17 protein-coding genes and 1 pseudogene are annotated in these 18,815 nt (G+C 73.1%); 5 read left to right on the top strand and 13 right to left on the bottom strand.

Going from position 1 to position 18,815, the window contains the following annotated elements:
• Positions 1–6 precede the first annotated feature (6 nt).
• Together ACFYOB_RS10340 and ACFYOB_RS10335 are read left to right on the top strand one after the other, a co-directional pair.
• A complete protein-coding gene (locus tag ACFYOB_RS10340) occupies positions 7–582 on the top strand; it encodes an acetyl-CoA carboxylase biotin carboxylase subunit family protein (protein WP_388557359.1) in 576 nt (191 codons plus the stop codon).
• Between the two features lie 67 nt (positions 583–649).
• The gene (locus ACFYOB_RS10335) at positions 650–1,489 is read left to right on the top strand and encodes a GNAT family N-acetyltransferase (protein ID WP_388557356.1); all 840 of its coding nucleotides are present in this window, start codon (positions 650–652) and stop codon (positions 1,487–1,489) included.
• 22 nt (positions 1,490–1,511) lie between these two features.
• On the opposite strand, the gene ACFYOB_RS10330 is transcribed toward ACFYOB_RS10335, so the two are convergent.
• The 9 genes from ACFYOB_RS10330 to ACFYOB_RS10290 all read right to left on the bottom strand — a co-directional run bounded on the left by ACFYOB_RS10330 (position 1,512) and on the right by ACFYOB_RS10290 (position 13,726).
• Positions 1,512–3,761 carry a bifunctional salicylyl-CoA 5-hydroxylase/oxidoreductase gene (locus tag ACFYOB_RS10330; protein ID WP_388557352.1) on the bottom strand — a complete coding sequence of 750 codons (2,250 nt, stop codon included), beginning with the start codon at positions 3,759–3,761 and terminating at the stop codon, positions 1,512–1,514.
• A gap of 4 nt (positions 3,762–3,765) precedes the next feature.
• Positions 3,766–4,593: an enoyl-CoA hydratase family protein gene (locus tag ACFYOB_RS10325; protein ID WP_328928164.1), complete on the bottom strand. Its 828-nt coding sequence runs from the start codon at positions 4,591–4,593 to the stop codon at positions 3,766–3,768.
• A gap of 131 nt (positions 4,594–4,724) precedes the next feature.
• On the bottom strand, positions 4,725–5,735 hold the full coding sequence (argF, locus tag ACFYOB_RS10320) for an ornithine carbamoyltransferase (protein WP_388557348.1): 1,011 nt from the start codon (positions 5,733–5,735) through the stop codon (positions 4,725–4,727).
• 95 nt (positions 5,736–5,830) lie between these two features.
• Entirely contained in the window at positions 5,831–7,057 is a 1,227-nt protein-coding gene (locus ACFYOB_RS10315) for an arginine deiminase (protein WP_388557345.1), read from the bottom strand.
• 46 nt (positions 7,058–7,103) lie between these two features.
• Positions 7,104–7,616: a hypothetical protein gene (locus ACFYOB_RS10310; RefSeq protein WP_388557342.1), complete on the bottom strand. Its 513-nt coding sequence runs from the start codon at positions 7,614–7,616 to the stop codon at positions 7,104–7,106.
• Between the two features lie 176 nt (positions 7,617–7,792).
• Positions 7,793–10,342, bottom strand: a complete 2,550-nt coding sequence (locus ACFYOB_RS10305; protein ID WP_388557338.1) for a polynucleotide kinase-phosphatase — start codon at positions 10,340–10,342, stop codon at positions 7,793–7,795.
• On the bottom strand, positions 10,339–11,862 hold the full coding sequence (locus ACFYOB_RS10300; protein ID WP_388557334.1) for a 3' terminal RNA ribose 2'-O-methyltransferase Hen1: 1,524 nt from the start codon (positions 11,860–11,862) through the stop codon (positions 10,339–10,341). The genes ACFYOB_RS10305 and ACFYOB_RS10300 overlap by 4 nt, the downstream gene beginning before the upstream one ends.
• Before the next feature lie 38 nt (positions 11,863–11,900).
• The gene (mmuM, locus tag ACFYOB_RS10295; protein ID WP_388557330.1) at positions 11,901–12,776 is read right to left on the bottom strand and encodes a homocysteine S-methyltransferase; all 876 of its coding nucleotides are present in this window, start codon (positions 12,774–12,776) and stop codon (positions 11,901–11,903) included.
• Positions 12,777–12,802: 26 nt separating this feature from the next.
• Positions 12,803–13,726 carry an LLM class F420-dependent oxidoreductase gene (locus ACFYOB_RS10290; RefSeq protein WP_388557327.1) on the bottom strand — a complete coding sequence of 308 codons (924 nt, stop codon included), beginning with the start codon at positions 13,724–13,726 and terminating at the stop codon, positions 12,803–12,805.
• Between the two features lie 215 nt (positions 13,727–13,941).
• Here ACFYOB_RS10290 and ACFYOB_RS10285 point away from each other — a divergent pair, with 215 nt between their 5' ends.
• On the top strand, positions 13,942–14,199 hold the full coding sequence (locus ACFYOB_RS10285) for a hypothetical protein (RefSeq protein WP_388557323.1): 258 nt from the start codon (positions 13,942–13,944) through the stop codon (positions 14,197–14,199).
• Positions 14,200–14,248: 49 nt separating this feature from the next.
• Here the strand turns inward: ACFYOB_RS10285 and ACFYOB_RS10280 are convergent, their stop codons facing one another.
• From ACFYOB_RS10280 to ACFYOB_RS10265, 4 genes are all read right to left on the bottom strand, one after another.
• Positions 14,249–14,734, bottom strand: coding sequence for a DUF6099 family protein (locus tag ACFYOB_RS10280; protein WP_388557317.1), 486 nt, complete (start codon positions 14,732–14,734; stop codon positions 14,249–14,251).
• A 125-nt stretch (positions 14,735–14,859) separates the two neighbouring features.
• Entirely contained in the window at positions 14,860–15,201 is a 342-nt protein-coding gene (locus tag ACFYOB_RS10275; RefSeq protein WP_388557686.1) for a nucleotide pyrophosphohydrolase, read from the bottom strand.
• Positions 15,202–15,280: 79 nt separating this feature from the next.
• Positions 15,281–16,546, bottom strand: coding sequence for an ATP-binding protein (locus ACFYOB_RS10270; protein WP_388557313.1), 1,266 nt, complete (start codon positions 16,544–16,546; stop codon positions 15,281–15,283).
• Between the two features lie 67 nt (positions 16,547–16,613).
• Entirely contained in the window at positions 16,614–17,009 is a 396-nt protein-coding gene (locus ACFYOB_RS10265; protein WP_030012729.1) for a cell division protein SepF, read from the bottom strand.
• A 159-nt stretch (positions 17,010–17,168) separates the two neighbouring features.
• Between ACFYOB_RS10265 and ACFYOB_RS10260 the strand changes: the two genes are divergently transcribed.
• Entirely contained in the window at positions 17,169–17,903 is a 735-nt protein-coding gene (locus ACFYOB_RS10260; RefSeq protein WP_388557683.1) for a DUF2470 domain-containing protein, read from the top strand.
• A gap of 44 nt (positions 17,904–17,947) precedes the next feature.
• Positions 17,948–18,763: pseudogene (locus tag ACFYOB_RS10255) on the top strand (NADP-dependent oxidoreductase).
• The last annotated feature ends 52 nt before the right edge of the window (positions 18,764–18,815 follow it).

Here is an 18,815-nt window from a genome sequence, read left to right as displayed (position 1 = left end):
CGGGACATGGTCGAGCTGGGCCACGTCCTGCCGGCGCCGCTGGACCCGGCGGCGCGGGAGGCGGTCGAAGCGCACGTGACGCGCGTCCTCGACGCCCTCGGCGTCGAGTTCGGGCCGACGCACACCGAGATCGTCCTGACCGACGACGGTCCGCGCATCATCGAGACCCATCTGCGGGTGGGCGGTGACGAGATCTTCAACCTGGCCAAGGACGCGACGGGCGTCGACATGATCGACTTCCAGGCGCGGCAGGCGGCCGGCCTCAAGGTCCTGCCCGACATCCGCGCCGTCCTGGAGTCCGACCGGGAGCCGCGCTGCGAGGCCATCTGGTACACCGCTCCGGAGGTGACGGGCACCTTCATGGGGCTCGCGGAGACGGACCCGGGACGCACGGATCCGGCCGTCACGGTCCTGCTGCCCGAAGGCTCGGAACTGAACGGCCTCGCGGGCTCCTTCACGCGCATCGCCCGCGCCCGTGGCACGGCGCCGACGGCGGAGGAAGCGCTGGATGCGGCCCGTTCCACCGTGGGCGTGCTGTCGTTCGTGTTCCACGTCTCCCCGCCGTCCCGCGATCTGGTCTGAGGCGGGCACGGGCGGGCCCCGTTGAAAGTCGGATGCGCGGCGGTCCGCGGCCACGCGAGGATGGGCCATGACTTGGACCTTCACTTCGGACCTGGCGGCCTATCTGGCCGCGGCGGGCCCGGCCGTGGCCGCGGACCCCGTTGCCAATACCGTCCTGCTGACCGTGACCGACGGGCTGGAGCGGCGCGGGACCGCCGCCTACGGCTCCGACGAGCCCTTCTTCGGCTGGTGGACCGACGCCGACGGAGCCGTTGCCGGTGGCCTTTTGTGCACCCCGCCGTTCCCGCTGCTGCTCAGCACGGTGCCCGAGGAGGCGGTCCGGGCGCTCGGGGCCGCTCTCACCACCGAGCCGCTGCTCGCCGGGCTCCACGGGATCAACGCTCGGCGCCCGGACGCGCAGGCGCTGGCCGAGGCCTGGGGGCGGTCCACCCGGGTCGCCGAGGAGATCCGCCTGTACCGGCTGGACGGCCTGGTCGCCCCGGACCCCGTGCCGGCCGGGCACGCCCGCCTCGCCGCCGAGGCGGATCTGCCGCTGCTGATGGCGTGGATCGAGAGCTTCAACGCCGAGGCCGGGGTTCCGGGCTCCGCCTCCGAGGCGGTCCTGCGCGACCGGATCTCGTACGGCGGCATCCTGCTCTGGGAGCACGGGGGCGTCCCGGTCTCGCTGGCTTCCTTCAACCGCCCGATCGGCTCCGCCGCCCGGGTCGGCCCGGTCTACACCCCGCCCGAGGCCCGCCGCCGCGGCTACGCCGCCGGGGTCACGCACGCGGTCAGCGAGGCGGCCTACGCGGCCGGTGCCGCCGAGGTGCTGCTCTTCACCGACCTGGCCAACCCGACCAGCAACGGCGTCTACCTGCGCCTGGGCTACACCCCGGTCGAGGACCGCGCCGAGATCACCCTCGCCTGACCCGCCGGCCGTCGCCCGGGCCTCAGCCGCGGCCGGTCGGCGGTTTGCGGCTGCCCGCCCGGTAGGGCAGGGGCCAGGGGGCGGCCGGTCCCTCGTAGGACTGGTCGGCGGCCGCGTGCAGGGTCCAGTGGGGGTCGTACAGGTGGGGGCGGCCGATGGCGCAGAGGTCCGCGCGCCCGGCCAGCAGCAGCGAGTTCACGTCGTCCCAGGAGGAGATGGCGCCGACGGCGATGACGGGGACGCCGAGCGCGTTGCGGATCCGGTCGGCGTACGGGGTCTGGTACGAGCGCCCGTACTCCGGCGCCTCGTCCGCGACGACCTGCCCGGTCGAGACGTCGACGGCGTCCGCTCCGTGCGCGGCGAAGGCGGCCGCGATGTCCACCGCCTCCTGCGGGGAGGTGCCGCCCGGCGCCCAGTCGGTGGCCGAGAGGCGGACCGTCATGGGGCGGTCCTCGGGCCACACGGCGCGGACCGCGTCGAAGACCTCCAGCGGGAAGCGCAGCCGGTTCTCCAGGGAGCCGCCGTAGGCGTCCGTGCGCCGGTTGGTCAGCGGCGAGAGGAACCCGGAGAGCAGGTAGCCGTGGGCACAGTGCAGTTCGAGCAGGTCGAAGCCGCAGTCGGCGGCGCGGACCGCGGCGGCCGCGAAGTCCGAGCGGACGGCTGCCAGGTCGCGCTCCGTGAGGGCGCGGGGGACGGCCGAGACACCCGGCCGGTAGGCCAGCGCCGAGGCGGCCGCCAGCGGCCAGCCGCCCTCCGGGAGGGGGTCGTCCATGCCCTCCCACATCACGCGCGTGGCCCCCTTGCGCCCGGAGTGCCCGAGCTGGACGCCGAGCGCGGTACCGGGCGCGGCGGTGTGCACGAAGTCGGTGATCCGCTGCCAGGCGGTCGCCTGCTCCTGCGTGTACAGGCCGGTGCAGCCGGGGGTGATCCGGCCCTCGGCGCTGACGCAGACCATCTCCGTCATGACCAGGCCGGCCCCGCCGAGCGCCCGCGCACCCAGGTGCACGAGGTGGAAGTCGCCGGGGACGCCCTCCTCGGCCGAGTACATGTCCATCGGTGAGACCACGACCCGGTTGCGCAGGGTCAGCCCGCGCAGGGTGAACGGGGTGAACATGGGCGGAGTCCGCTCGTCCGGACAGCCGAAGTCCCGTTCCACGGCCCGGGTGAACCGGTCGTCGCGCAGCCGCAGGTTGTCGTGGGTGACCCGGCGGCTGCGCGTGAGCAGGTTGAAGGCGAACTGCCGGGCGGGCTGGCCCACGTATCCGGCCGCCTCCTCGAACCAGCGCATGCTGGCGGCCGCCGCCCGCTGGGTGCTGGCCACGGCCGGCCGCCGCGCGGCCTCGTACGCCGCGAGCGCGGCGGGTACGCCGGGCTCGGCGCGGACGGCTTCGGCGAGCGCGAGGGCGTCCTCGACGGCCAGCTTGGTGCCGGACCCGATGGAGAAGTGGGCGGTGTGGGCGGCGTCGCCGAGCAGCGCCACGTTTCCGTGCGACCAGCGTTCGTTGACCACCGTGCGGAACTGGGTCCAGGCCGAGCGGTTGCCGTGCAGGGGCCGGCCCCGCAGTGCCTCGCTGAAGATCTTGGCGCAGCGGGCCGCCGACTCGTTCTCGTCGCACAGGTCGAAGCCCGCCGCCCGCCACACCTCCTCCCGCATCTCCACGATCACCGTGGAGGCGTCCGCGGAGTAGGGATAGGCGTGCAGCTGCATCACCCCGTGCTCGGTCTCCGCGATCTCGAAGCGGAAGGCCTCGAAGGCGAAGTCGGCGGCGAGCCAGATGTACCGGCACCGCCCGCCGGTCACGGTCGGCCCGAAGTGCGCGGCGCCCGCCTCGCGCGTCGCGCTGTGCACCCCGTCGGCAGCGACCACCAGGTCGTGGGAGGCCGCGAGCGCCGCGGCGTCCACCGCCCCGGCACGAAAGCGAAGCCGGACGCCCAGCCCCGCGCAGCGCTCGTGCAGGATCTCCAGCAGCCGGCGCCGCCCGAGGGCGGCGAAACCGTGGCCGCCGGAGGTCAGCAGCCGGCCCCGGTGCACGATGTCCACGTCGTCCCAGCGCACGAACTCCGCGCTCAGGGCCTCGTAGACCACGGTGTCGGCCCGCTCGATGCCGCCGAGGGTCTCGTCGGAGAGGACCACGCCGAAGCCGAAGGTGTCGTCCGGCGCGCCCCGCTCCCAGACCTCGACGGTGTGGCCCTGGCGGGCCAGCAGTGCGGCGGCGTACAGCCCGCCCGGTCCCCCGCCGACGACGGCGACCCGCATGGCGCCCTTGGACATCCGGCTACCTGCCCTTCCAGGCCGGCGGCCGTTTCCCGGTGAAGGCCGCGTGGAACTCCGCGTAGTCCTGGCCGTTCATCAGCAGCGCCTGGGTGTTGGCGTCCAGCTCCACGGACGCGGCCAGGGGCATGTCGAGCTCGGCGGTGAGGAGCGCCTTGGTCTGCGCGTAGGCGAGGGCGGGGCCGGCGGCCAGGTGCGCGGCGAGCTCGGCGGCCCGTACGTGGGCCTTGCCCTCCTCGGTGAGCTCGCTGAGCAGGCCGATCCGTTCGGCCTCGGCGGCGCGTACGGGCTCTCCGAGCATCAGCAGCCGGGTGGCGTGGCCGAGGCCGACGACGCGGGGCAGCAGGTAGGCGGCGCCCATGTCCCCGCCGGAGAGGCCGACCCGGGTGAAGAGGAACGCGAAGCGGGCGCTGGGGTCGGCGATCCGGAAGTCGGCGGCGAGCGCGAGGACGGCCCCGGCTCCGGCGGCGACCCCGTGCACGGCGGCGATGACCGGGAAGGGGCACTCGCGGATGGCGCGGACGACCTGGCCGGTCATCCGGTTGAAGTCGAGGAGCTGGGCGGTGTCCATGGCGAGGGTGGCGCCGATGATCTCGTCCACGTCCCCGCCGGAGCAGAAACCGCGCCCCTCGCCGCCGAGGACGAGGGCGCGCACGGAGCGCTCGCGGGAGAGTTCGGCCAGCAGATCGCGCAGGTCGGCGTAGGCGCCGAAGGTGAGCGCGTTCAGCTTGTCGGGGCGGTCGAAGGTGACGGTGGCCACGCCGTCCTGCCGGGTCACCCGGAGGTGGCGCCACCGTTCGGTCGCTTCTGTGGAACCGGTGAAGGGGCTCACACGATCGACGGTATCACCAGATCGTGACTGCCGTCACAGAAGCGCGACATGTTGGAGGCGCCACCGTCCCCGCCGCCTCCGCGCGGCGGTCCGCCCTGCCCCGACCGGCCCGCGCATGACTATGCGTGGGGCTACACCCGGGTCTTCCCGAGCGTGGCGACCAGCACGGCCTTGATGGTGTGCAGCCGGTTCTCGGCCTCGTCGAACACGATGGAGTGGTCGGACTCGAACACCTCGTCCGTCACCTCCAGGGAATCCAGCCCGTGGCGCTCGTGGATCTCCCGCGCCACCTCGGTGCCGAGGTCGTGGAAGGCCGGAAGGCAGTGCATGAACTTCACGTCCGGGTTCTCGGTGGCGCGCAGCACGTCCATGGTCACCGCGTACGGGGACAGGGCCGCGATCCGCTCGTCCCAGACCTCCTTGGGCTCACCCATGGACACCCAGATGTCGGTCAGGACGAAGTCGGCCCGGGCCACGCCCTCGGCGATCTCCTCGGTCAGCGTGATCCGGGCGCCGCTGCGCTCCGCGAGTTCGCGCGCCGCGGCCACCACGGGCTCGGCCGGCCAGTAGGCCTCGGGCGCGACGATCCGTACGTCCATGCCCAGCAGCGCGCCGGTCACGAGGTAGGAGTTGCCCATGTTGAAGCGGGCGTCGCCGAGGTAGGCGAAGGAGATCCGCTCCAGGGGCTTGGCGGTGTGCTCGGTCATGGTGAGCACGTCGGCCAGCATCTGGGTGGGGTGCCAGTCGTCGGTGAGGCCGTTGAAGACGGGCACGCCCGCGTGAGCGGCGAGCGCCTCGACGGTGTCCTGGCTGTCACCCCGGTACTCGATCCCGTCGAACATCCGGCCGAGCACCCGCGCCGTGTCCTTGACCGACTCCTTGTGGCCCATCTGGGAGCCCGCGGGGTCGAGGTAGGTGGTGCGGGCGCCCTGGTCCGCGGCGGCGACCTCGAAGGCGCAGCGGGTGCGCGTCGAGGTCTTCTCGAAGATCAGCGCGATGTTCCTGCCCTGGAGCGCGGGCTGCTCGGTCCCGGCCTTCTTGGCCGCCTTGAGGCCTGCGGCGAGCTCGATCAGACCGCGGAACTCGGCGGCGGTGAAGTCGAGCTCCTTGAGGAAACTGCGGCCTGCGAGGTCGGTGGCCATGGGGTCGCTCCAGCATCACGGTGACAGGGGATGCTGGAAGTCTATACGATCCACTGCATTGATATACAGCCCTGCCTCCGCATGTGACGAAGCCTTCAGACAGCGTCCCGCTCGACCGGGCAGCTCATGCAGCGCGGCCCGCCCCGGCCCCGCCCCAGCTCGCTGCCCGGGATCTCGATCACCTCGATGCCCTCCTTGCGCAGATGGGTGTTGGTCGTCACGTTCCGCTCGTAGGCGACCACCACCCCCGGCTCCACGGCCAGCACGTTGCACCCGTCGTCCCACTGCTCGCGCTCCGCCGAGTGCACGTCCTGCGTCGCGGTCAGCACCCGGATCGAGTCCAGCCCGAGCGCCGCCGCGACGGCCCGGTGCATGTGCTCCGGCCGGTGGTCGGTCACCTTCAGCTCGCCCGGACCGTCACCCGGCTCGATCGTGTAGGAGCGGAGCATGCCGAGTCCGGCGTACTGGGTGAACGTATCTCCGTCGACCATCGTCATCACCGTGTCCAGGTGCATGAAGGCCCGCCGCTTCGGCATATCCAGGGCCACGATGGAGGTCGCCGACCCGGCGGCGAACAGCCCCCGCGCGAGCATCTCCACCGCCTGCGGGGTGGTCCGCTCGCTCATCCCGATGAGCACCGCGCCGTTCCCGATGACCAGCACGTCACCGCCTTCGATGGTCGAGGGGTAGTCGGCCTGCCCCTGCGACCAGTAGTGGAAGGCGCCGGAGGAGGTGAAGAGCGGATGGTGCTTGTAGATCGCCTCGAAGTGGACGGTCTCGCGCTGCCGTGCGGGCCAGCGCATCGCGTTGATGGACACGCCGTCGTAGATCCAGGCCGAGGTGTCCCGGGTGAACAGGTGGTTGGGCAGCGGGCCCAGCAGGAAGTCGTCCAGTTCCAGGGCGTGGAAGCGCACCGACACCGGCTCGGTGTGCCGCTCCAGGAACTCCCGCTTGGTCATCCCGCCGACCAGCGCCTCGGCCAGGGCGGCGGAGCTCAGCCCGTCGAAGGCCGACCGGAGGTGGTCGGTGGCGAGCGGCCCGTACTCCTTCTCGTCGAAGACCCGGTCCAGTACGAGGTGTCTCGCCTCCGGGATGCCGAGGGCCTCGCACAGCAGGTCGCCGAAGAGGTGGACCTCCACGCCCCGGTCGCGCAGCACGTCCGCGAAGCCGTCGTGCTCCTGGCGGGCCCGGCGCACCCAGAGCACGTCGTCGAAGAGGAGCGCGTCCTTGTTGCTCGGTGTGAGCCGCTTCAGCTCCAGGTCGGGCCGGTGGAGGATGACGCGGCGAAGCCGCCCGGTCTCGGAGTCGACATGGAATCCCATGCCGTACACGTTCGCAGACCGGGCGGCCTTTTGACGTGGCGTCTGCTCAGCGGGGGGTGCCGAGGCCGAGAAGCGCCGTCGGGGCTCCGATCAGTTCCGGGGCGGTCAGGCCCAGTTCGGGCAGGCCCACGTTCGGCACACCGGAGTTGGAGGCGTCCGGCATCGTCAGCAGACCGCCTGCGACCACGCCGGGGGTCCGGGCGACCAGGTCGGTGGCCGGTGACTCCAGCGAGCCCTCGCCGTCCGTCTCCGGCTTGCCCAGCAGGTTCGGCACCGGCGAGGTGACGAGGGTGCCGCCGAGCTCGGTAGCGATCGGGACCGCCGGGAGCAGCGGGGTCGGGAGCATGCTCCCCCTGTGGAAGCGGGGCGCCTCGGGCGCTCCCACGGCCGGCACCGGCACCCCGGTCGCCACCCGCGGGGTGTCCACCCCCAGCGTGGTCTTCACGGCGTCCAGCGGGACACCGACCGGCACCGAGTCGGCCACGGCCGGGGTGGCCGCGCCGGCCGCGGCCATGCAGGTCATGAGTGCCGCAATGCTTCCGCGCGCGGTCATCTTCATAGGTGACGTTCCGTCCTTCCAGGGTCGCGGACATTCCGCTGCCCTGGATGAACGATCCCGCGAGTGGGTTTCCCGGAGTTCTCCGCGAAAGTTCCCCCATACGACCTAATTCGAGGCCGTACGGGGGCCCTGGCTTTACGCCCCGGTTCACACCCCGGTTCACGCCCGGGTGGATCTCACAGCCGCGGGTCGACCGGCTCCGACTCCAGGGCGAGCACCGCGAAGACGGCCTCGTGCACCCGCCACAGCGGCTCCCCCGCCGCCAGCCGGTCGAGCGCCTCCAGCCCGAGCGCGTACTCGCGCAGGGCGAGCGAGCGCTTGTGGCCGAGGAACCGCTCGCGCAGCCGCTCCAGGTGGTCGGGGCGCGTGTACTCCGGACCGTAGATGATCCGCAGGTACTCGCGCCCGCGCACCTTGACCCCGGGCTGGACCAGGCGCCCCTTCCCGTCGCGGGCGTACGCCTGGAGCGGCTTGACGACCATGCCCTCTCCGCCCGCGGCCGTCAGCTCCAGCCACCAGTCGGTGCCCGCCCGTACGGAGTCCTCGTCCGCGGTGTCCACCAGGATCCGGCCGGTGCGGCGCAGCAGCCCGGTGCCCGCCGCCTCGTCGGCGGCGACGAGCCGGTCCAGCCAGAACAGCTGCTCGTCGTGGGGGACCGCGGCCAGCGACCGTCCGGCCGCCGCCAGCAGCTGGAACGGCGCGAACCGTACGCCCTCCAGCCCGTCCGTGGTCCAGCAGTAACGCCGGTAGGCGTCGGTGAACGCGGCGGCGTCATCGGCCCGGCCGCGCTGGCGTGCCAGCAGCTCGCCGGTGTCGATGCCCCGGGCGGCGGCCGCCTCCAGGGCGGCGATCGCGCCCGGGAAGACGGCCCCCGAGGCCGCGCCCACGGCGGCGTACTGGTTGCGCAACAGGCCGCCGGACTTCAGGGACCAGGGCAGCAGTTCGCCGTCGAGCAGCAGCCAGTCCGTACCGAGCTCCTCCCAGAGTCCGGCGTCGGTGACCGCCGAGCGGAGCCGGGTGAGGACCTCCTCGGTGACCTCGGGGTCCTTGAAGAAGGGCCGCCCGGTGCGGGTGTAGACGGACCCGGTCGGGCCCTCGACGCCGAAGCGCTCGCGCGCCGCGTCCGCGTCCTTGCAGACCAGGACGGTGGCGCGGGAGCCCATGTGCTTCTCCTCGCACACCACCTGGGCGATGCCGTCCTTGCGGTACTGCGCGAAGGCCTCGGCCGGGTGCTCCAGGTAGCCGTCCTCGCGGGAGGTGGCGGTCGGCGCCATGGTCGGCGGCAGGTACGGGACGAGCCGCGGGTCGACCGCGAAGCGGCTCATGACCTCCAGGGCCGCGGCCGCGTTCTCCTCACGCACGTTGACGTTGCCCAGGTGCCGGGTCTCGACGATCCGGCGTCCGTGCACGTCGGCCAGGTCCAGGGGGCGGCCGTCATGCCCCCCGGGTGCCTCGGCGGCGAGCGGCTTGACCGGCTCGTACCAGACCTTCTCGGCCGGTACGTCGACCAGTTCGCGCTCGGGCCAGCGCAGGGCGGTCATCTTCCCGCCGAAGACGGCGCCGGTGTCGAGGCAGATGGTGTTGTTGATCCAGGCGGTGTCCGGGACCGGGGTGTGGCCGTAGACCACCACGGCCTTGCCGCGGTAGTCCTCGGCCCACGGGTAGCGCACGGGCAGGCCGAACTCGTCGGTCTCGCCGGTGGTTTCCCCGTACAGGGCGTGCGAGCGGACCCGGCCGGAGGTGCGGCCGTGGTACTTCTCGGGCAGGCCGGCGTGGCAGACCACGAGCTTGCCGCCGTCGAGGACGTAGTGGCTGACGAGGCCGCGGATGAACTCCCGTACCTCCTGGACGAACTCCTCCGGCTCGTGGGACAGCTGCTCGATGGTCTCGGCCAGTCCGTGGGTCTGCTGGACCTTGGAGCCCTTCAGATAACGGCCGAGCTTGTTCTCGTGGTTCCCGGGCACGCACAGGGCGTTGCCGGACTTGACCATGCCCATGACGCGCCGCAGCACGCCGGGACTGTCCGGCCCACGGTCGACGAGGTCGCCGACGAAAACGGCGGTGCGGCCCTCGGGGTGCACCCCGTCCTGGTAGCCGAGCTCGGCGAGCAGGGTCTCCAGCTCGGAGGCGCAGCCGTGGATGTCACCGATGATGTCGAAGGGGCCGGTGAGGTGGGTGAGGTCGTTGAACCGCTTCTCCAGGACGACCTCCGCCGTCTCGGCCTCCTCGACCGAGCGCAGCACGTGCACCTTGCGGAAGCCCTCGCGCTCCAGGCCGCGCAGCGAGCGCCGCAGGTCCCGGCGGTGGCGCTGGATGACGGCGCGGGGCAGCCCGGCCCGGTCGGGGCGGGCGGCGTTGCGTTCGGCGCACACCTCCTCGGGCATGTCCAGGACGACGGCGATGGGCAGCACGTCGTGCTCGCGGGCGAGCTGGACCAGCTGACGGCGGGCGTCGGCCTGGACGCTGGTGGCGTCGACGACGGTGAGGCGTCCGGCGGCGAGGCGCTTGCCGGCGATGTAGTGCAGGACGTCGAAGGCGTCCCGGCTCGCACTCTGGTCGTTCTCGTCGTCGCTGACCAGGCCCCGGCAGTAGTCGGAGGAGATCACCTCGGTGGGCTTGAAGTGCTTGCGGGCGAAGGTGGACTTGCCCGACCCGGTGGCTCCGATCAGGACGACGAGGGAGAGATCGGTGACGGGAAGTACGCGGTGGGTCTCGGTGCCGGTCATGCTGCCTCGCCCTCCTTCGGGGTGCGGTCGGTGCCGTCGGTACGGCCGGTGCGGGTGGAGTGGTCGGTGTGGTCGGTGTGGTCGGCCGCGGTGAAGAATGCCATCTGGGTGGGCGGTCCGACCTCGGGGTCGTCATCCCCGACGGGGACGAACTCGACCCCGTACCCGTGGCGCCGGGCGACCTCGCCCGCCCAGGCGCGGAACTCCGCGCGGGTCCACTCGAAGCGGTGGTCGCCGTGGCGGACGTGCCCGGCGGGCAGGGACTCCCAGCGGACGTTGTACTCGACGTTCGGGGTGGTGACGAGGACCGTGCGGGGGCGGGCCGAGCCGAACACCGCGTACTCCAGTGCGGGCAGCCGCTCCGGGTCCAGGTGCTCGATGACCTCACTGAGCACGGCGGCGTCGTAGCCGGCGAGCCGCTTGTCGGTGTAGGCGAGGGAGCCCTGCAGCAGCCGCACGCGCGTGCTCTGCCGCTCCCCCATCCGCTCCAGCCGCAGCCGCTTGGCCGCCAGGTTCAGGGCCCGCACGGACACGTCCATGCCGACGATCTCGGTGTACGCCGGGTCCCTGAGCAGCGCCTGGACCAACTGCCCCTGTCCGCAGCCGAGGTCGAGGACGCGGGCGGCTCCGGCGGCGCGCAGCGCGGCGAGGATCGCGTCGCGCCGGTGCACGGCGAGCGGCACGGGCCGCTCCTGCGTGTCGCAGTTCTCGTCCACGGCGTTGTCGAGCTCCTCGACCTCGCTGCCGTCGGCCTCGGCGAGGCGCACCAGCTCCAGCCGCTCCAGGGCGTCCTGGGTCAGGCGCTTGTGGCGGGCGAGGTAGCGCGAGCTGATCAGTGCGTTCTCGGGGTGGGCGGCGAGCCAGCCGTCTCCGGCGCGCAGCAGCTTGTCGACCTCGTCGGGGGCGACCCAGTAGTGCTTGGCGTCGTCGAGCACGGGCAGCAGGACGTACAGCTGGCGCAGGGCGTCGGCGAGCTTCAGCTCGCCCTCCAGCACGAGCCGCACGTAACGGGAGTCCCCCCACTCGGGGAACCGTTCGTCGAGCGGTACGGGTTCGGCCTGCACGAGGTCCCACCCGAGCGGGTCGAACAGCCGGTGCACCAGCTCCGGCCCGCCGCGCGCGGGCAGCACCGGGATCTCGACGCGCAGCGGCCGGGCCTGCTCGGCCAGTTCCGGCCGGGCGGTGCACCGGCCCTTGAGCGCGCTGCGGAACACCCCGCTCAGCGCGACGGCGAGCAGCGAGGAGGCGGCGTACGGGCGGTCGTTGACGTACTGCGCGAGCGCGGCGTCGGGCGCTCCGCCCCGGCCCTTGCCCTGACCGCGCCGCACGAGCGCGACGGGATCCACCTCCAGCAGCAGGGCCGCCGTGCACAGCTGGGCCGTGGCCTCGGGATAGAACACGTGGGCGGTGCCGTGGGAGGTGGAGAACGCCTGCGTCTTCCCGGGATGCTTGTGCAGAAGGAAGCCCAGGTCGGTGGCGGGTCGTTCGGGGGAGCCGGTGGTGGAGATCGTCAGGAACACACGACCGATTGTTGCTGGTCACCCGTCCTGGCTGCGCCCTATTTTCCGGCGGCCAGATCCGCGATCCGGTCGGGGCCGATGCGGCAGCAGCCACCGATGAGGCGGGCGCCCGCGCGGCGCCAGGCGTCGGTGGGCCAGGGGACGGGCGTCCGGGGGGACTGCCAGGTGCGGGTAGCGGCGTCCCAGACCGAGCCGTCGTTGGGGTAGGCCAGGAGCGGCTTGCCGGTGGTGGCGGCCGCCGCTTCGAGGGCGGGCAGGACGTCGGCCGGGTCGCAGCAGTTGACGCCGACCGCGATGACCTGCGGCGCCGCGGCCGCGAGGGCGAAGGCCTCGGGGAGGGGGCCGCCGGATCGGGTCCGGCCGCCGGCGACGGTGTAGCTCAGCCAGGCCGGGGCGCCCGTCTCCGCGAGGACGGTGAGCAGGGCCTCGGCCTCGGCGGGGTCGGGGAGGGTCTCCAGGGCCAGGACGTCGGGGCCCGCGGCGAGCAGGGCCTCGATGCGGGGCCGGTGGAAGTCGGCGAGCTCGCGCACGCTCAGGCCGTACCGGCCGCGGTACTCGGAGCCGTCCGCGAGGACCGCTCCGTACGGGCCGACGGAGGCGGCCACCCACACCTCGTGGTCGGCGGCCTCGGCGGCTCGGGCGGCGAGGTCCACACTGCGGTGGAGCAGGTCGGCGGCCCGGGGGTGGCCGGAGCCGATCTGGTAGCTCGCGGTGATCAGCACCTCTGCGCCGGCCCGCGCGTACGCCGTGTGGGCGGCCCCGACCTGGTCGGGACGCTCGGCGAGCACCCGGCCCGTCCAGAGGGCGCCGGACAGGTCGCAGCCCTGGGCGGCGAGCTGGTTGCTCAGCCCGCCGTCCAGGAGCACGGTCCTGCGGGCCAGGGCTTCGGCGAGCGGGCCGGACGCACGTGGCATGCGGTACTCCCTCCTCGGGTCCTCGGTCAGCCGAGCTGGGGAAGAACCTGGGCGGAGATCAGCTCCAGGTGGTCCAGGTCGTCGAGGTCGAGGAGCTGGAGGTAGACGCGGGAGGAGCCGATGGCTCCGTAGGCCCCGATCTTCTCCACCACCTCGGCCGGGGAGCCGGCCAGGCCGTTGGCCTTGAGCTCGGCCACGTCGCGGCCGATGGCGGCTGCCCGGCGGGCCACTTCGGCGTCGTCCTTGCCGACGCAGACCACGAGCGCGTTGGAGTAGACGAGGCCGTCGGGCTTGCGCCCGGCCTCCTGCGCGGCCTCCCGGACCCGCCCGAACTGCCGCTCGCTGTCGGAGACCGAGGCGAAGGGCATGTTGAACTCGTCCGCGTACCGCGCGGCGAGCCGCGGGGTACGCCGGGCCCCGTGACCGCCGATGAGGACGGGCACCTTGGCCTGGGCGGGCTTGGGGAGCGCGGGGGACTTCTCCACCTGGTAGTGGGTGCCCGCGAAGTCGAAGGCGGCTCCCACCTCGGTGGCCCACAGACCGGTGACGATCTCCAGCTGCTCCTCCAGCCGGGACATCCGGTCCGCCGGGAAGGGGATCCCGTACGCCTTGTGCTCCTCCTCGAACCAGCCTGCGCCCAGGCCGAGTTCGACCCGCCCGCCGGACATCTGGTCGACCTGGGCCACCTGGATGGCGAGCACGCCGGGCAGCCGGAAGGTCCCGGCCGTCATCAGCGTGCCCAGGCGGATCCGCTTGGTCTCGCGGGCCAGACCCGCGAGGGTGATCCACGCGTCAGTGGGTCCGGGCAGGCCGTCGGCCGAGCCCATCTTCAGATAGTGGTCGGAACGGAAGAAGGCGTCGAAACCCAGGTCCTCGGTGGCCTTGGCGACGGCCAGGAGGGTCTCGTAGCTCGCACCCTGCTGGGGCTCGGTGAAAATTCGGAGGTCCATGCCTCCCATCCTGCCCTCCCTCCCCGCCCGCACCGCCCCCGCCGGGTGAATCGCGTCAACCGGACGTGTCCGCCCCTGCCCGGCCAGTGACCAGCCCGGAAGGGGATCGTTTGCTCGGACGGAGCCGGACCGCCCGGCCCGCGCGCCGGCGGCCTTTCGCCGGTGCGTCCACCGCCCCCTTCCGCTGCGGAAGGGGCAGGGCCGAGGAGGCCGCCATGTCCCACGAGGCCGTGCCGGAGACCCGCCGACAGACCGGACAGACCGGACAGGCGGCACATGACGATGCGTGCCATGACTCCACCTCGTCCGCCCAGGGCGGCGCGCCGAAGGGCCTGCTGCAGCAGATGGAAGAGCTGATGGCGGCACTGAACACCGACCTCTCGCAGCTCGACGCCGACCTCCAGTCCTCCACGGACCGCACCCCCGGCAGCCACGCCCCCGAGAGCGAGGGCCGCTCCGACCGGTCGTACTGACCGTGCGGGTCCCGTCGCGCGCGACGGGACCCCACACGTGCCGCCGCGCTCAGGCCACTCCCGAGGCGGACCCCCGCTCGCGGACCGCCATGCGGCGCAGGAGCGCCCGTACCCGGTCGCTCGACTCGTCAGCCGCGTCGATCGACTCTATGCACTGCCAGTACAGGGTCTCGTCGTCCGTCCCGCAGGCGACCCCGACCAGGGCTATGCCCACTTCGCCCAGCAGCGCCTGGAGTCCGAGCAGCGCCTGGCGGACATCCGACACCTGCGTCAACTGCGCGGCCCGCGGCGGATAGTCGGGCGCGCTGCCCTCTCCGCGCAGGGCCGCCCGGTCGATCACCCCGCAGCCTCTGCTTCCCGCTTCCCCCAGCCCCCGTGCCTCCGATCTCATCTCCGGCGGCCCGGTGACCGCCAGATAGCCTCCTACGCCCTGCGTGAGCGCCTGGGCCTGCCAGGCCTCGCCCACGATGTCCCACGCAGCTCCGCTCTGTGCCAGCGCGTGCCGGCCGGCCGCGATGAGCCGTACCGCATCCATATGCCGTCCCCCGTCCGCACGACATCCCACCGTTCCTCACCACTACCCAGAGTGAGGGCAATGAGCCAGTAAAGCCAGGGGTATTCGGAAAATAGTGGACACAAATGTGATTGTGATGGAGTCCATCACTCCGAAGAGTGACGATTCGCCGCCGGACCGCCCGGCACCGGGAAGCGGAGCTCGTTCCTCTCGATCTTCGCGGCGAGCGCATCCAGCACATCCACCCCGAGGACCTCACAGAATTGCAGCAGATACGCGAGCACGTCGGCCACCTCATCGGCCACGCGGTGGGCCGTTTCCGGCTTCTCCATGACCCTCGCCGACTGTTCCGGCGTCAGCCACTGGAAGATCTCGACCAGTTCCGAGGCCTCCACGCTCAGCGCCACCGCCAGGTTCTTGGGCGTGTGGTACGGCTCCCAGCCGCGGGCCGCCGCGAAGTCGACGAGCCTGCGCCGGAGTCGGTCCAGCCTGTCGCCGGACGTTTCGGGGGTCTCGCCCGTGCCGCCCGTACGTGCCGCGCCGCCCGCGCCGTCCGCGCCGTCCGTGTCATGCGTGTCGTTCATGGGTCAGGTCTACCACCGTGACCCCGGGGAGGCGGCGGGCGGCCGCCGCGGTCTCCTCCCCCACCGCCGCCGCCAGCCGGATGTGGCCGCGCCCGCAGGCCAGCAGGGCCAGGCGGAGCAGTTCGCCACTCTGGGCCCGGTCCAGGCCCCGGTCGAACCCGTCGGCCAGCACCGTCAGCGCCTGGCGCGCGGACAGCAGCTCGGCTGCCGGGTCCATGGCGAGCACCCCGGGCCCGGTCAGCAGGACCAGCGCCAGCGCGAGGAAGCGCAGTTCGCCCCCGGCCAGACGGGCCAGTTCTGTGGCGGGCCGGACGGGGCCGCGGTCGAGCACCGCCGTGACGGGGCCGCCCGCGTGGGCCCGTACGTCCAGCCCGGCGACGGGTCCCGCGCACCCGGTGCGGGCCGCCTCGGCGAGCAGCGCGTGCCGGGTGCCGCATTCGTGGCGGGTCCGGCGCAGTACGTCGGCCAGGTTGGCGCAGTCGCCCAGCAGCCTGCCCTCCCCCGGCGGGACGGGGGCACGCATCCGCTCGGGGCGGGGGTCGCAGGGGAACACCGAGCGCAGGGCCACCACGACCTGCTCGGCGCAGGCCAGCACCTGGCGCTGGCCTGCCGTGGCACCGGCCACGCGGAGCGGGAGCAGGGCGGTACCGAGCCGGTCGTCGGGCAGTGGGGCCCGGGTGACACCGATGGCGCCGCCGGTCAGCCACGCGGCTTGTACGGTGCGCCGGCCGGGGTCGCGCAGGGCGGTGGCGAGCAGGATCCGCCCCTCCTGCGAGAGCCGTTCGCCGACGATGCGCACGGTGGGCTCGGCCTGGACGGCGAGGTCGAGCCGGACCGGACCGGCGGGGCCGTCGACCGTGCAGCCGACACGGAAGCCGCGCCGCCCCTCGGCGTCGGGGACGGCCAGGTCGGGGATCCGGGCAGCGGGGTCGGGGAAGGCCTCCTCCAGGGTGGCCCCGGAAGCCAGCGCGGCGAGGGCCTCGTAGGCGGCCAGCGCCTGGGACTTGCCGCTGCCGCTCGGTCCGGCGAAGAGGGTGACGGGCCCGAGCCGGAAGGCCGCACCGCGGTGCGGCCCGAAGGCGGAGAGGCGTAACTCGGTGACCACGGGCCGCGGCTGGGCGCGACCCGCCTGCGCGGGAACGACGGGAGCGGCGGGAACTGAGGCGACAGCGAGCTCGTCGGGAACGGCGGCGGCTAACGCGACCGCGGCGGGGGCCAGGCCCGCCGGCGCGTCCAGGGGGGCGTCCATGCGCGGGACGGTACGGGCCGCCGGACCCCCCGTGGACCCGGCGAACCGTTCCGTCGCGGCGACCTTCCTACGATCGGGGGACGGCGGCGGCCGCGATCCCCTCGACCTCGGTCCCGACGGGCGCCAGCAGGAAGACGTTCCGGTCGACCCGGTGCATTCCGCTGCCGAGCCCGAAGACGACACCACTGCTGAAGTCCAGGATCCGCTTGGCCACTTCGCTGTCCGCGCCGGTGAGGTCGAGCAGCACCGGGATCTGCGCGATCAGATACTCCGCCACCTCCCGCGCGTCCGCGAAGATCTGAACCCTGATCACCACGAAGCGCCGCTGCTCCGCCGCCGACGCCCCGGGCGCCGTGGGGATGGTGCGGTGGTCCACCCGGGAGGGCCATTCGTTGCGACTGCGCAGGGGGACCACCTGCGCGAGCCCCTCCCACTGTTCGTCGGTGACGTCGTACCTGCTCACCGGGCCGCCTCGGCCGCGCGCTTCTTGTGCATCCCCCTATCCTCTCGCGTTTCACCCGTTCAGCCCAACACCGACACGGACCAGACCGGCTACTCCCCACGAAGCGAGTAGGTTAGGTTAGGCATGCCTAACTCAGTCGCGACGATGGAGAAGATCCAGATGCGCATCTCCGGTGTCCCCGCCCACCCGGCCGCCCGTCCCACCGATGCCGAGCGGGTCCGGTCGATCCTGGCCGCCGCCCACTCCATGACCGTGGTCACCGACGGACTGCGCACCGAGGTCCGCCACCTCGACGGCACGGACCCGATGGGCCGGCTGCACCTGCACCCCGCCGAGCCCGGCGGCGACGCCGAGCTCCGGCCCGCGCTCCGGCTGGAGTTCACCGACGTCGCCCCCACCCCCGTGCGCGACCGGGTGCGGGCCCGGGTGACCGTCCTGGGCCGCCTGCTCACCCCCTACTCGGACCACCCGAACGGCCCGGGCGGCTCGGGCGAGAGCACCGGCTCCACCTGCGTGGAGTTCGGCCAGGCCGTCCTGGAGACCGCGGACGGCTTCTCGTACGTGGGACTCCACGAGCTGGACGCGGCCCGCCCCGACCCGCTGGCCCCGTACGAGGCGGGCATGCTCACGCACCTCCTCGACGACCACGCCGACCTCGTCACCCTGCTGCTGCGCCTGGTCCAGCCGCTGCCCACCGCCGCCCTGGTCCGCGCGCTGCCGGTCGCGATGGACCGGTACGGGATCACCCTGCGGCTGGAGGAGCGGCGCGGCCACCGCGACGTACGGCTGCCCTTCCCCTCGCCGCTGGACGACGTGGATCAGTCGGGCGCCCAGATCCAGGCCCTCTTCAGCGCTGCGAGGCGGCGTTCGCACCGCAACACCCTGCCCGCCTGATTCCGGCCCGGCCAAGCCCGGGAATAGCGGGCCACCGCGCCCGGTTGGCGGTGACCACGAAGGCCATCGCATACAGCGCATACGGAACTGCCGCGGATCTCGAGCTCGTTGACACACCGGAGCCCGAGGTCGGACCGGGCGAGGTGCTCGTCCGCGTCAAGGCCGCGGGCGTGAACCCGGTGGGCTGGAGCATCGCCGCCGGATACCTCGACCCGATCCTCGAAGTCCGCTACCCCGTCATACCCGGCTGGGACGTGGCCGGGATCGTCGAGGCGGTCGGCGCGGACACCTTCGACTACGCGGTCGGCGACGAGGTGTACGGCTACGTCCGCAAGGTCGGGCGCACACCTACGCCGAACTGGTCAGCGCCCCCGTCCGCACCCTCGCCCGCAAGCCCCGCGGCGGGCGGCACCGGCTCCTTCGGCGTGCAGATCGCCGTCGCCCTCGGCCTGCGGGTCATCGGCACGGCGGGCGCGCACAACCACGACTACCTGCGCTCGCTCGGCGCCGAGCCCGTGCTGTACGGGGACGGCATGGCCGACCGCATCCGCGAGCTGGCGCCCGAAGGCGTCGACGCGGCCCTCGACTTCTACGGGGACGACGTCATCGACATCCTCCAGTCGCTCGTCAAGCAGCACGACCGGGTGGTCTCCATCGCCGACTACGAGGCCGCGGCCAAGGGCGCCCACCAGCTGTGGGTGCGACCGGACACCGCCGACCTGACCTTCCTGGCGGAGCCGGCCGACAGCGGGTGCCTCACCGTCAACGTGGAGCACGCGCTGCCGCTGGCCGAGGCCGCCAGGGCCTGGGAACCGAGCGCCGCGGGCCGCACCCGCGGCAAGATCGTCCTCACGGTCTGACGGCCTGCCCCGCCCTGCCGCACAGAAGCTCTGACCGCATGAGACGGGGGCT

Source organism: Streptomyces sp. NPDC006463 (genome assembly GCF_042870715.1).
Lineage (GTDB): Bacteria > Actinomycetota > Actinomycetes > Streptomycetales > Streptomycetaceae > Streptomyces.
Note: the sequence above shows the minus strand (reverse complement) of the source record. Positions and strands in the feature narration are given on the sequence as shown.